We start from the raw sequence: 13,735 nt of genomic DNA, 5'->3' as shown, positions 1-13,735 counted from the left end.
AATGGTACATACATATTTAGGTGAAACGATTAATTTTCATATAACTTATAAAAAGAAAAAGTCGGTGCGTCTTTTTGTAGATTCATACGGAAATGTAGAAGTGCAGGCTCCAAAGGGAACCCCTGTTGAATACTTAGTCCAGTTGCTAGAGGAGAAATGGGATTGGATTCAGAAAACACGTAAGGAAATGCAGGAGCGAGAGCTTGGACCACAGGAAAAGGATTACGATCAAGGAGAGGGCTTTCTGTATTTAGGAAATACGTATCCGATACAGATTTCCCAAGATGCAAGTATTACGCAAGACAATGCAGTGTTTGAAGGCAATAAGCTACATATTTATGTGAAAGAGCTTAAGGATGAGAAGATACAACAAGCGTTAAAACGATTTTACTATAAGCAGTGTAAGTCATTAGTAGAGAAGAGTATTAAAGCGCATCAAAGTAACTTCAAAACAAAGCCTCGTTCTATTCGTATTACAGATAGTAGCCGCACATGGGGCACTTGTGATTCAAATTTACAGCTAACATTTAATTGGAAGCTGGCGATGGCACCACAGCAAGTAATTGATTACGTAGTTGTTCATGAAATGTGCCATATGGTTCATTTAAATCATGATCGCTCTTTTTGGCGTCTTGTCGGGAAAATAATGCCTGATTATAAGGAAATGGAGAATTGGTTAGCGTTATCTAGTTGGAAGATGACGGTTTAGTAGTGCGCTTTATATAGGTTGCGGTTATTGTCAATACTTGTCGTTAAGTCGATATATCTCAAAAATCGCTGATATATTTGGAGTTGCAATCGATATGTTCAATGAAGAGAAAGTGAAAGGAGATGTCACAGTAGACATCTCCTTTTTTCTTACGTAGCAATCATCGCCCAAACTTCACAACAAAATCTCCGTCCACTTTCTCCATTTCATACCCGCGATACCCCTCCGAAAGCAACGCCTGCTGTCCACCAGCATCGCTCATCGGAATGCTCTTAATATCTATCCAATTTTTCTCTTTGTCCCCGCGTAATTCCTTCACAAAAATATACCGCATACTTCCGCTATACTTCTCTTTCAGCGCAGCAATCTTCATCCCTTGCGCGAACTTATCCTTTAAACTCGGAATGTTAAAAGGGGCAACGGTGCAGCAAACATAGTCGTATTTGCTATCTTCTTTTTGTAATTCGTTCATAATAACTGTCGCTAATATTTTTTGCATCCCATTTCCTCGGCAGTTCGGATGAACATTTGAGATTTCTTGATAGATGACGCGATGTAGTTCGCTTTCTGGTATGCCAATATCAAGTCCTAAATGTTCATCGTCGATAGGAGGGACGAGTAGGGCACGAAATGCTATAAGTTCGTTTTCGATAAAAGCACCGATCATCATGCCGTTTCCTTCTAGAATGTATTGAAATTCTTCTAACGAGAGTGGTTGTAAGCGACTTTTATCCTCTAGCGCTTCAACTACAACGTTTTGTAGTGATAAGATTTGATCGATGTGCTCTAGTGATAGTAATGTAACGTGAAATGGATCGTTATTTTGTTTTAATGATCCTTTGTATAGAACTGTCATGCGTTAGTCCTCCTTTAGCGTACAACGTCTTGAAAGACGGTTAGTTCTTGTAATGTATCTTCATTTATTTCAATGCCGAGTCCTGGCTTTTCGTTTAAGCGAATAAATGGTACATCGTAATGTAAGTTTCCGATGTCTTTTGTGAACTTTAATGGGCCTGTAAGTTCAACGCTCGTAATGATTTTTTTCGAGAAAGCGACATGGAATCCTGCGGAAGAGGCAACGGATGATTCGACCATGGATCCAACTTGGCATTCAATGCCGGCCATTTCTGCTTGGTGAGCGAGTTTTACAGCGGGATATATGCCACCGCATTTCATTAGTTTTATATTTACTTTATCAGCCGCGTCTAATTTAATGATTTGGCGCATTTCACGAGAACCTTTTAATCCTTCATCAATCATAAGCGGAAGGTCTGTTTTAGAACGAATGTGAGCCATTGCGTCAATATCGTCTGCGACAACAGGCTGTTCAATCCAGTCGATGTTTACATGACCTAATGAACGAAGTGCGGTTAATGTGTTGGCGCTATTTTTCCACCCTTGGTTTACATCAACACGAATTGCAATATCATTTCCTACACGTTCACGTACTGCTTCAATTCTTTTTACATCTTCTATTACATTTGTACCGACTTTCATTTTGAAAGATTGGTAACCTTTTTGAATCATGGAAGCAGCTTCTTCAGCCATGTCTTCAGGTTCGGCGATACTTAAGACGTGAGTGACAGGGAAGTCTTCATGGTAGCGTCCGCCAATTAATTGATATACAGGTTGATTTAGTTTTTTGCCCATTATATCAAAACAAGCAATATCAATCGCGGCCTTCGCGGTAGGCACACCGTAAATTGTATTGTCCATCATATCGTGTATTTTCTCGATATTCATTGGATTTTGCCCGATGAGCGCAGGAGCAAGTCTATGTTTTAAAGTATGGAAAGTACTTTCCCATGATTCGCCTGTAACGTGATCATCAGCAACGCCCTCACCGTAACCGATAATGCCATCATCTGTTTCCATTTTGACGATAATAGAAGGCATATCAGAATAAGAACCATAACTAATAACAAATGGATCGCGAAGTGGTAAACGAATTGCATAAAGATGAATAGCTGTAATTTTCATTAGGTAGAGACCCCTTCCTGTTTACAATAGTTTTGTACATTTGATATAGTTGACGTTAAATAGTCGTTAATTAATGATAAGGAGTTAGAGAAATGATGATAAAAATTGCAGTCGTCGGTTCAAAAGAGTTTATGGAGACACTTTTACCTATTGCTCATAAACTAGAAGAAATAGAGATTGATCCATATATTTACCTTCATCCTGCAGAATCTTCTGAACTATTAAAGCGTTTAAAGCCTTGTGACTTCATCTTTTTCTCAGGTGCTTTACCTTATTATATGGCAAAAGAAATAAGAGAACAATTACGAATTCCAAGTACGTATTTACAGCAAGATGAGACAACTGTCGTATCTTCTATTCTTTCTGTCATGTATCACCAAGGTATTCAACCACATAAAATTTCAATTGATTTAGTAGACCGCTCATTCATTACAAATGTGTTCCATGATATTGGTATAAAAGAAAGTCCACAAGTGTTTGATTATGAAAATATGCTGTGGAGTAAAGATGAAATAAATAGAGTGATTGATTTTCATGTAGCTAAATATCAATCTGGAGAAGCTCATTTAGCTTTAACTAGTATTCATGCTGTCTATGATGAACTTCAAAAAATAGGTATTCCTTCAGAGCGTATGATAGATCCGAAGCAATCCATTATACATGGGTTAAAAGATGCGAAAATAAAAGCTGAGTTAGCAAAAAGCCATTCAGCTACTGTTGGTGCTTGTATGATTTCTTCTTTAGACTTACGAGAAGGTTTGCTTGCGCAATTAGATGTCATTTCAAAAGAATTGCGTGGTTCATTTAAAAGAGTTGATGAAATGACGTTCATTTTGTATACGACTCGTGGTGATATTGAATCGATTATAAAAACAAATGTGATAAATAATTTATTTGCGAGTATAGAAGGAACGATAGCTATTGGATTTGGTTACGGAAAAACTGTGAAAGAAGCGGAGCAAAATGCTAAAATCGCTCAAAGTTTCGCGAAGAATAATACAATAGACCACTGCTTTTATATACTAACAAGTGATAAAGAACTATTTGGTCCGTTCCCGAAAGAACAGAGAGTACAAAGTTTGAAGAATGAAAACCCGGAACTCATGAAAATAGCGAAGGAAACGAAACTTAGTCCAGCAAACTTATCAAAAATTATTCAATTTAGTCAATCACATCCGTCATTGAAGTTCACAGCAGCAGATCTTTCTGAATACTTACAAGTGACTCGCCGATCAACAGAAAGGCTATTAAAGAAACTAGTTGATTATGGGTATGCTCATATTTGCGGCGAGGAAATGCCCTATCAACAAGGGCGCCCTCGCGCAATATACGAACTGAATTTACCATTATCTTTAAGCTTCTAGTTGAGCTTTTTGTTTTTTGAGTAGTTCTTCTTTTTCAATATCAGATAGTTTCGTAATTGTGAGACCAGTTATGCCGTAAATGATTGAAATAATAGGTACGATGAAATTCAATATAGCATAAGGAGCATATTCGAATGCGCCCACTCCAAGTGTTGCGAGTATAAATACACCACATGTATTCCAAGGTACGAAAACGGAAGTTAATGTTCCGCCATCTTCTAATGCTCTGGATAAATTTTTAGAATGTAGTCCTTTTTCTGTATATGCATTTGCGTACATTCTTGAAGGAACAACAATTGAAATATATTGTTCAGAGCAAGTAAGGTTTGTTGCAAAGCAAGATGCGATAGTAGAAGCGATAAGTCCTTTTGCTGATGTCGCTAATTTTAAAATTTGATTTACAATTGAGCGAAGAATACCAGTATGCTCTAGTACTCCTCCGAAAGTCATAGCGACAATTGTCATAGAAACGGTATTCATCATCGAATCTAAGCCACCGCGGTTAAAGAGTTCGTCTACTAGCTTGTTGCCAGTGTCTATAACAAATCCATTTTGGAGTGCACCGACAGAAGCGGAGACAGAACCGCCTTGAATAAAGACTTGTGATAAGAATCCTAAAATAATACCTACGAGAATAGCTGGGATCGCAGGAACCTTTTTAGCGACCAATACCATAACGACTACAGGTATGATTAATAGGAAAGGTGAGATAACAAAGTTTTGTTGCAATACTTGTAACGTTTGATCGATACCTTTTGCATCAATATTGTTAGCGCCGAAGTTTTTTCCTAAGAATGCATAAACGATAAGAGTAATAATTAAACCTGGAATTGTAGTAAATAACATATGACGAATATGTGTGAATAAATCTGTATTTGTTAATCCTGCGGCTAAGTTTGTCGTGTCTGAAAGCGGTGACATTTTATCGCCGAAATAAGAACCGGAAATGATAGCACCGGCAACCATTGGAGCTGGGATTCCCATACTTAGGCCAATTCCCATTCCTGCAACACCAATTGTTCCCATTGTAGACCAAGAGCTACCGATAGCTAATGCAACAATAGAACAAATAATTGTAATTGAAACTAAAAAGAGCGATGGAGTTAAAAGATTTAAACCGTAATAAATCATTGTTGCGACGATTCCGCCGCCAATCCAAGCACCGATCGTTAAACCTACTAGGATAATGATAACGATAGCGGGTAATGCGAGGCGAATTCCTTTATACATTGCTTCTTCAATATCGTGCCATTTGTAACCGTAACGCCAAGCGACGATAGAAGCAACGGTTGTACCAATAATAAGTGGGACGTGAGGGCTTTGTTTTAATACAACAATGGTAACCATCATAACTGCAACTGTAATGATAATAGGGATTATTGCTACGCCAAAAGGTATTTCTTTTTTCATAAACTGCCTCCTCATTATGTATGTTTGTATTTTTAGAATTGTCGCAAAATAGACGTTATTAAATTATAATAACTAAAAACTGATATGAGCGTCAATAAAAAACAGAAAATAAGGAATGTTCTATCGTTATAAAGTGAGTGGAAATAAGTTGTCGATCATATTTAAAAAATAAACAATTGACTTTTTTCTTAAAATTCAATATGTTCATAAAAACATCTGTTTTTCATAAGTATAATTAACCTGAATGGTTTTGGAATTTGGGAAGGAGAATGTAGCTTTGAAAACATTAGAACTACAAGAGAGGTTAACTGAAATTTTTCAGCATTTACATGAAAACCCTGAAGTGAGTTGGAAAGAGTATGAAACGACGGCGTATATTACTAACTTTTTAAAAGAAGAAGGAATTTCATATAAAATATTTGATGATTGCCCAGGTGTGATTGCTGAAATTGGAAGCGGAAATCCAGTTATTGCGATTCGTGCCGATATGGATGCACTTTGGCAAGAAGTGGACGGAGAGTTTAAAGCGAATCATTCATGTGGTCACGATGCTCATATGACAATTGTGATGGGGCTTATTTTACAATTGAAAAATATGAGATGGGATAGTGGAACGGTTAGATTTATTTTTCAGCCGGCAGAGGAAAAAGGAAATGGTTCTTTAAAGATGGTAGAGAAGGGTGCCGTGGATGATGCAGATTTCCTATTCGGTGTTCATTTGCGCCCTATTGAAGAACTACCTTTGAAACAAGCTGCCCCATCTATTCGTCACGGAGCAGCAGGATTTTTAGAAGGAACAATTCATGGAGATGATGCACATGGGGCACGCCCGCATCAAGGGATAAATGCAATTGATGTCATTTCTATGATCAATATCGGTTTAAAAAATATATGGCTACCACCGCAAAGTTCATATTCAGTGAAGATGACAAGGTGCCAAGCTGGTGGGGATAATCTAAATATCATTCCTGGTAACGGGCATTTTAGTTTAGATGTAAGGGCAGAAAATAACATATTACTAAATGAATTGAAGCAAAAAATAGAGCGAGTAATTCTGTCGGCTGAATCAATGGGATCTAAAGTATCTTATGAGTGGATCGATCTCGCACCAGGAGCTGAAGTTTCAGAAGAAGCTGAGCGCTTTATGCGAAAAGGCATTCTTGAAGTATACGGGGAAGAGGGATGCACTGGACCACTGTATACGACAGGAAGCGATGATTTCCATTACTACACAGTGAAGAGACCGCATTTAAAAGCTGTCATGCTGGGACTAGGGGCAAACCTACAACCTGGATTACACCATCCGTATATGAAGTTCGATCATAGTTGTATTATGGATGGAGTAGAAATATTAAAACAAACTGTATGGAAAGTATTAGAGGACAGGGGCTAGATAGCTCCTGTTTTTTTGTAGGAATTTGTCGGCAAGTCGATATCTCTTGTCGAAACGTCGATATATTTGAAGTTACGATAGATATATTCAGAAAATCGTCGATATAATTTCACGTATCAATTAATTCCATGGGAAATTCCTCTCCAGTACATGGTGTATAATAATAAGTACCATTTTCTAATAGGAGCAGACGAATGAACGAACAATATTACGATGCTGTATTACATATAAAAACTGTCGGTGAGCAAAAGGGCTTTAATAAATCTATGCATTATCACCGTTATGAACCGACGCCATATAACGGATTAGATGAACTATTAAATCAATATGAAATAAGAAGTAGCGACCGAGTTGTAGACTTTGGATGTGGAAAAGGACGATTAAACTTTTACATGCACCATAAGTGTGGTGCTTCAGCGGTTGGAATTGAAATGAATGAAGAGTTTTATAAAGAAGCAATGGATAATCTAGAGCGCTATGCAAGAAAGGTAAGAAACAGTAAGGATAAAATTGGGTTTGAATGTTGTTTAGCGCAGGAATATGAGATTGATCCGCGTGATAATCGGTTTTATTTCTTCAATCCATTTTCTGTACAAGTATTTATGAACGTAGTAAATAACATTTTACTTTCGGTAGAGGAAACAGCGAGAGAAGTGGATATTATTTTATACTATCCTTCTGAAGATTATATTTTCTTCTTGGAGAATCAGACTGCGTTTGAGCTGAAGAGGGAAGTAAGGTTGCCTGGGGCTTATGAGAAGAATGGGAATGAGAGGTTTTTAGTTTATATATTAAGATTATAAAAAAGCAGGTGCCTGGGCACCTGCTTTTCTTTACTCACGTCTATATAATTAGTTACGGATTAAGTAATCAAATGCACCTAAAGCTGCGTTTGCACCTGAACCCATAGAGATGATGATTTGTTTGTACGGATTATTTGTACAGTCACCTGCAGCAAACACTCCTGGTACGTTGGTAGCGCCGTGCTTGTCTGTTACGATTTCACCGCGAGCGCGTTCAACTGTTTCGCCTAACCAGTCTGTGTTTGGAACAAGACCGATTTGTACGAATACACCTTGTAATTCAACGTGATGAACTTCTTCAGTTTCACGATCGATGTAAGAAATACCGTTTACTTTATCAGTACCAGTGATTTCTTTCGTTTGAACGTTTTTCAGAACAGTTACGTTTGGTAAGCTGTTAAGACGCTCTTGTAATACAGCATCAGCTTTTAATTCTGGCATGAATTCAAGAACAGTTACGTGCTTAACAATACCTGCTAAGTCGATAGCTGCTTCAATACCAGAGTTACCTCCACCGATAACTGCTACGTCTTTTCCAATGAATAATGGACCGTCACAGTGTGGGCAGTATGCTACACCTTTATTTTTGAACTCAGCTTCACCTGGTACGCCAACGTTACGCCAGCGAGCACCTGTTGAAACGATTACGCTCTTACTTTTCAGAATAGCGCCGTTTTCAAGTTCCACTTCAATAAGTTCTTTTTTCTCTAAACGTTTTGCACGTTGTAGATTCATTACATCGATGTCGTATTCTTTTACGTGCTCTTCAAGGCTTGCTACTAGCTTAGGACCTTCAGTGCGTTTTACGCTGATGAAGTTCTCAATACCCATAGTATCCATTACTTGACCACCGAAGCGCTCAGCAACGATACCAGTGCGGATGCCTTTACGTGCTGCATAAATTGCTGCACTTGCACCAGCAGGGCCGCCACCAACAACAAGAACATCGTATGGATCTTTATCAGAAAGCTCTGATGCATCTGGACCGTTACCCATTTTAGCTAAAATTTCTTCAAGAGTCATACGACCGCTTCCGAAAGATTCGCCGTTTAGGAAAACTGTTGGTACTGCCATAATGTCTTTGCTTTCTACTTCCTCTTTGAATGCAGCTCCATCAATCATAGTATGTGTAATACTAGAGTTTAGAACGCTCATTACGTTAAGAGCTTGTACAACATCAGGACAGTTATGACAACTTAGGCTGATATAAGATTCAAAATGATATTCGCCTTGAATGCTTTTAATTTGATCGATTAATTTTTGTTCAACTTTTGGAGCGCGTCCACTTACTTGTAGTAAAGCTAACACTAATGAAGTAAATTCGTGTCCTAATGGAATACCAGCGAATACGACACCAGTGTCTTCACCAGGGCGATTTACGCTAAAGCTTGGTGTTCTCTCTAATTCAACTTTTTCTACTGTAATCTTAGATGACATAGTAGCTAATTCGTCTACTAGAGCTAACATATCTTTAGATACGTCATCGTCTCCAGCGCTTACTTTAAGTAAAATATCGTTCTCCATTAACTGAAGGTATTGGGATAGTTGTGTTTTTATATCTGCATCTAGTATCATTTTGATCGAACTCCTTAGATTTTGCCTACAAGGTCAAGGCTTGGTTTAAGTGTTGCAGAACCCTCTTGCCATTTAGCTGGGCAAACTTCACCTGGGTTGTTACGTACGTATTGAGCTGCTTTAATTTTGTTTACAAGAATGCTTGCGTCACGGCCGATACCGTCAGCATTGATTTCCATAGATTGGATAACGCCGTCTGGATCGATGATGAATGTACCACGAGCAGCAAGACCTTCTTCTTCCATTAAAACGTTGAAGTTTGTAGTGATTGTGCGAGTTGGGTCACCAATCATAATGTATTCGATTTTGCCGATAGTTTCTGAGCTATCGTGCCATGCTTTGTGAGTGAAGTGAGTGTCTGTAGATACAGAGTATACTTCAACGCCTAAGTCTTTTAGAGTTGCATATTGGTTTTGTAAGTCTTCAAGTTCAGTTGGGCAAACGAATGTGAAGTCAGCTGGGTAGAAACAAACTACACTCCATTTTCCTTTTAAACTTTCGTCAGTAACTTGGATAAATTCTCCATTATGGTAAGCATTAGCTTTAAACGGTTTTACTTCTGTGCCGATTAATAACATATTAAAATTCCTCCTAAATGTTGGTTTTGAGCATCAAAAAATAGTGTGCTCATAAAATATATTTTTTAATTAACTATAATAATTCTAATTCGATATTAATTATCATATAGAAGTGGTTATTTTGTCAAGAGAATAAACCAACTTTATATCAATTTAATTAATATTTATTCTCAATTAAGGTTGTTAGAGAATGAAAAGGTAGTTTTCATGTAATCGATTTTCAATGAGTATATAAAAGAGTAGTGTGTATGTTAGAGACATGGTGTAAGTATAAATTGTTAGGAAGAGAATACTTCTTAGAAGTTGTGGAGTTGAAAAGGATTGCTTATTTCTATTTTACAAAGAATTGTGTGATAAATAAAATGAATTAGAATCTTTTTGAACAATTTTTGTCATCTCAAATATATAATTAGGAAGTATATTGCAATGATATAGAAACATTGACTCAAGGTGCTAACAAGATATAATAAAATCTAGATATACCTTTCAAAAAGAAGATATAATATAGGATGAAAAAATTTCAACCTATTATTTTTTATAGCTTTTAGAAAACGCTTACAATTGGTATGGAGGGGAAACCATGTCTAAGTTCACGAAGTATTTTTTAATGGAAGCTAATGATGTAATTGTATATGTGAAAGAGAAATTATGTAAGTTTGAGGATGCAAAGGGGTTACAGTGTAAAGAAATAGGCGATGGTAATTTAAATTATGTATTCCGCGTTTGGGATGAACAGAAGAATATTTCTGTCATTGTAAAGCAAGCTGGGCATACAGCAAGGATTTCAGATGAGTTTGAGTTGTCGACGAATCGTATTCGTATAGAATCAGATGTTTTGCAGTTAGAGGAGGAGTTAGCACCTGGGCTTGTTCCAGAGGTGTTTTTGTTTGATAGTGTGATGAATTGTTGCGTGATGGAGGATTTATCGGATCACGCAATATTGCGTACAGCACTTATAAATCATCAAATGTTTCCAAAGCTTGCGGATGATTTAACGACCTTTTTAGTAAATACACTTTTATTAACATCGGATGTTGTAATGAATCATAAAGAGAAGAAGGAGCTTGTGAAAAATTATATAAATCCTGAATTATGTGAGATTACAGAGGACCTCGTATACGCTGAGCCATTTACAAATCATAATAAGCGTAATGAGTTGTTTCCGTTAAATGAAGGATGGATTAGAGAGCATATTTATAGTGATAAAGAGCTTCGTATGGAAGTAGCAAAACTTAAATTTTCTTTTATGACGAATGCACAGGCGCTTATTCACGGTGATTTACATACTGGTTCTGTTTTTGTAAGAGATGATTCTACAAAGGTTATTGATCCTGAGTTTGCTTTTTATGGACCGATGGGATATGACGTTGGGAATGTAATGGCGAATTTAATGTTTGCTTGGGTAAATGCAGATGCAACCATGCCGCCCGGTGCTGAGAAAGATACGTATATGGATTGGCTACAATCGACAATGGTAGAGGTAATTGATTTATTTAAGAAGAAGTTTTTAGATGCTTGGAATATTCATGTGACAGAAATTATGGCGAAGGAAGAAGGCTTTAACGAAGTATATTTACAATCTGTATTAGAGGATACAGCTGCAGTGACGGGCCTTGAGTTAATTCGTCGTATTGTTGGGCTAGCGAAAGTAAAAGATATTACTTGTATTGAGAATGAGGAAGCACGTGCTAGAGCAGAACGCATTTGTCTTCAAGTAGCGAAGAAATTCATTTTACAGGCGAATCAATATAAAACAGGCACAAGCTTTGTAGAAACGTTAAAAGAACAGTCAATGCACTATGCGAAGTAAGGGGAGAAGATGATGGAAGAACAATTAATACCAATTCAGTGGAAAGATGATGCTTTAGTTTTATTAGATCAAACATTACTACCGAATGAGATTGTCTATGAATCTTTCAAGACAGCTGAAAGTGTGTGGGATGCCATTCAAGTAATGAAAGTAAGAGGGGCGCCAGCGATTGGTGTTTCGGCAGCTTATGGTGTGTATTTAGGAGCCAAGGAAGTTACTCAAAATACAGTGGAAGAATTGATAGAGGAAGTAAAAAAGGTATGTGCATACTTAGCAACATCAAGACCGACAGCAGTAAACTTATTTTGGGCACTTGAAAGAATGGAGGCAGTCGCGGCAGAGAACTCACATTTATCAATCGCTCAGTTGAAAGATAGATTACTAGAAGAGGCAAAAGAGATTCATAGAGAAGATGAAGAAATTAACCGTCAAATCGGAGAACATGCATTAACATTATTCCATGATGGAATGGGAGTATTAACACATTGTAATGCTGGTGCGTTAGCGACGACTAAGTATGGTACTGCAACAGCTCCAATGTACTTAGCGAAAGAAAAAGGATGGGACTTAAAAATCTATTCAGATGAAACACGCCCTAGATTACAAGGTTCAACGTTAACAGCATTAGAACTACAGCGGGCGGGAATTGATGTTACAGTCATTACGGATAACATGGCAGCTATGGTCATGTCACAAGGGAAGATTGATGCGGTAATCGTTGGGTGCGATCGTGTGGCAGCAAACGGTGATGTAGCAAATAAAATTGGGACATTAGGCGTATCTATTTTAGCAAAATACTACAACATTCCGTTTTATGTAGCAGCACCAACACCGACAATCGACTTAAAAACACCGACAGGAAAAGAAATTCCAATCGAGGAAAGAGATGCTTCTGAAGTGATTAATCGTTTCGGACAATATTCTGCTCCAAAAGAAAGTAAAGTATATAATCCGGCATTTGATGTCACACCACATGAAAATGTAACAGCGATTATTACGGAAAAAGGGATTGTAAAAGCACCGTTTACGGAGAACTTAAAAAATCTATTTCAATAAGTAGGTAGATTTAAAAAGTCAGTCATCATAAGCTTCATACTTAGGGGGATGTATATGTTATTACAAAAAGAAAGAGAAGAAATTGTAGCGTATGGAAAGAAAATGATTTCTAGCGGTTTAACAAAGGGGACAGGCGGCAATATTAGTATTTTCAATCGCGAGCAAGGTCTTGTTGCGATTAGCCCAAGTGGTTTAGAGTATTATGAAACAAAACCTGAAGATGTAGTTATATTAAACTTAGATGGTGAAGTGGTAGAGGGAGAGAGAAAACCGTCAAGCGAGCTCGATATGCACCTTATTTATTATAGAAATCGTGAAGATATAAATGCGCTTGTGCATACACATTCACCTTATGCGAAGACAATTGCATCATTAGGGTGGGAGCTTCCTGCTGTATCATATTTAATTGCTTTCGCAGGCCCGAATGTACGCTGTGCACCGTATGAAACATTTGGTACGAAGCAATTAGCAGATGCTGCTTTTGAAGGCATGATCGATCGCCGTGCCGTTTTACTTGAGAACCACGGTTTAATTGCAGGTGCAAATAACATAAAAATGGCGTTTACTGTTGCAGAAGAAATTGAGTTTTGTGCGCAAATTTATTATCAAACGAAAAGCGTCGGAGAGCCGAAGCTATTGCCAGAAGATGAGATGGCGAATTTGGCGAAGAAGTTTGAAGGATATGGGCAGCAGTAGAGAGTTATAGATTGTTTTTCTTCTGCAATAGTATTGAGGGGCTATTGCAGGAGATTTTTTATTTATAAATATTTAATCGGTTAAGATTATCGATTCACTGGAAAATGCTTTTCAATACTAATTAATATGTATCAAAATAGCCGTGAGCGAAAATATAATCACGGCTATTTTAGGAGTGTAATTATTTAGTTATATTTTTTAGCTGAGAATCCAATTTCCAGAAACCAATCCCAGAGAATAATGCTGCTAATGAACCAATAATTGCGGCAATACCGATATCTCCAAACATCATGCCACCCATTAATATACCGAAAATACCAATTAATATAAGAATAATAGCGATAGCTTTCATTTTATCTAC

At 37.4% G+C, this 13,735-nt stretch carries 13 protein-coding genes; 7 read left to right on the top strand and 6 right to left on the bottom strand.

Annotated elements, in window-relative coordinates; genetic code table 11:
- Position 1: 1 nt before the first annotated feature.
- Positions 2 to 709: a M48 family metallopeptidase gene (locus K5S59_RS05720; protein ID WP_120449405.1), complete on the top strand. Its 708-nt coding sequence runs from the start codon at positions 2 to 4 to the stop codon at positions 707 to 709.
- Between the two features lie 160 nt (positions 710 to 869).
- Here the strand turns inward: K5S59_RS05720 and K5S59_RS05715 are convergent, their stop codons facing one another.
- Both K5S59_RS05715 and K5S59_RS05710 read right to left on the bottom strand, forming a co-directional pair.
- Positions 870 to 1,565 (bottom strand): hypothetical protein, encoded by a 696-nt coding sequence (locus K5S59_RS05715; RefSeq protein ID WP_000217573.1) that lies wholly within the window; start codon positions 1,563 to 1,565, stop codon positions 870 to 872.
- A 14-nt stretch (positions 1,566 to 1,579) separates the two neighbouring features.
- Positions 1,580 to 2,689, bottom strand: a complete 1,110-nt coding sequence (locus K5S59_RS05710; RefSeq protein ID WP_098872616.1) for a mandelate racemase/muconate lactonizing enzyme family protein — start codon at positions 2,687 to 2,689, stop codon at positions 1,580 to 1,582.
- A 92-nt stretch (positions 2,690 to 2,781) separates the two neighbouring features.
- Between K5S59_RS05710 and K5S59_RS05705 the strand changes: the two genes are divergently transcribed.
- Positions 2,782 to 4,053, top strand: coding sequence for a hypothetical protein (locus tag K5S59_RS05705; RefSeq protein ID WP_000972833.1), 1,272 nt, complete (start codon positions 2,782 to 2,784; stop codon positions 4,051 to 4,053).
- On the opposite strand, the gene nhaC is transcribed toward K5S59_RS05705, so the two are convergent.
- Positions 4,042 to 5,463, bottom strand: coding sequence for a Na+/H+ antiporter NhaC (gene nhaC, locus K5S59_RS05700; RefSeq protein WP_120449407.1), 1,422 nt, complete (start codon positions 5,461 to 5,463; stop codon positions 4,042 to 4,044). The two genes, K5S59_RS05705 and nhaC, sit on opposite strands and share 12 nt — an antisense overlap.
- A gap of 277 nt (positions 5,464 to 5,740) precedes the next feature.
- On the opposite strand from nhaC, the gene K5S59_RS05695 reads away from it, so the two are divergent.
- Entirely contained in the window at positions 5,741 to 6,856 is a 1,116-nt protein-coding gene (locus K5S59_RS05695; protein WP_087982264.1) for a M20 peptidase aminoacylase family protein, read from the top strand.
- Positions 6,857 to 7,050: 194 nt separating this feature from the next.
- The gene (locus K5S59_RS05690; protein WP_098872614.1) at positions 7,051 to 7,659 is read left to right on the top strand and encodes an SAM-dependent methyltransferase; all 609 of its coding nucleotides are present in this window, start codon (positions 7,051 to 7,053) and stop codon (positions 7,657 to 7,659) included.
- A gap of 48 nt (positions 7,660 to 7,707) precedes the next feature.
- Here the strand turns inward: K5S59_RS05690 and ahpF are convergent, their stop codons facing one another.
- Positions 7,708 to 9,234 carry an alkyl hydroperoxide reductase subunit F gene (ahpF, locus tag K5S59_RS05685; protein ID WP_000599495.1) on the bottom strand — a complete coding sequence of 509 codons (1,527 nt, stop codon included), beginning with the start codon at positions 9,232 to 9,234 and terminating at the stop codon, positions 7,708 to 7,710.
- A 14-nt stretch (positions 9,235 to 9,248) separates the two neighbouring features.
- Positions 9,249 to 9,812, bottom strand: coding sequence for an alkyl hydroperoxide reductase subunit C (gene ahpC, locus K5S59_RS05680; RefSeq protein WP_000924420.1), 564 nt, complete (start codon positions 9,810 to 9,812; stop codon positions 9,249 to 9,251).
- A 580-nt stretch (positions 9,813 to 10,392) separates the two neighbouring features.
- Here ahpC and mtnK point away from each other — a divergent pair.
- From mtnK to K5S59_RS05665, 3 genes are read left to right on the top strand one after another with little or no spacing between them, the layout of a single operon-like run.
- A complete protein-coding gene (gene mtnK, locus K5S59_RS05675; RefSeq protein WP_212981669.1) occupies positions 10,393 to 11,622 on the top strand; it encodes an S-methyl-5-thioribose kinase in 1,230 nt (409 codons plus the stop codon).
- 12 nt (positions 11,623 to 11,634) lie between these two features.
- Positions 11,635 to 12,678: an S-methyl-5-thioribose-1-phosphate isomerase gene (gene mtnA, locus K5S59_RS05670; protein WP_120449409.1), complete on the top strand. Its 1,044-nt coding sequence runs from the start codon at positions 11,635 to 11,637 to the stop codon at positions 12,676 to 12,678.
- A 54-nt stretch (positions 12,679 to 12,732) separates the two neighbouring features.
- Positions 12,733 to 13,374 (top strand): L-fuculose-phosphate aldolase, encoded by a 642-nt coding sequence (locus K5S59_RS05665; RefSeq protein ID WP_000926561.1) that lies wholly within the window; start codon positions 12,733 to 12,735, stop codon positions 13,372 to 13,374.
- A gap of 181 nt (positions 13,375 to 13,555) precedes the next feature.
- Here the strand turns inward: K5S59_RS05665 and K5S59_RS05660 are convergent, their stop codons facing one another.
- A complete protein-coding gene (locus tag K5S59_RS05660; RefSeq protein WP_162937124.1) occupies positions 13,556 to 13,726 on the bottom strand; it encodes a hypothetical protein in 171 nt (56 codons plus the stop codon).
- Between the last annotated feature and the right edge of the window lie 9 nt (positions 13,727 to 13,735).

Origin of the sequence: Bacillus sp. BML-BC051 (assembly GCF_019656175.1) — a bacterium.
GTDB classification, from domain to species: domain Bacteria; phylum Bacillota; class Bacilli; order Bacillales; family Bacillaceae_G; genus Bacillus_A; species Bacillus_A mobilis.
The sequence above is the reverse complement of the archived record's forward strand: the minus strand, read 5'-3'. Positions and strand labels throughout refer to the sequence as shown.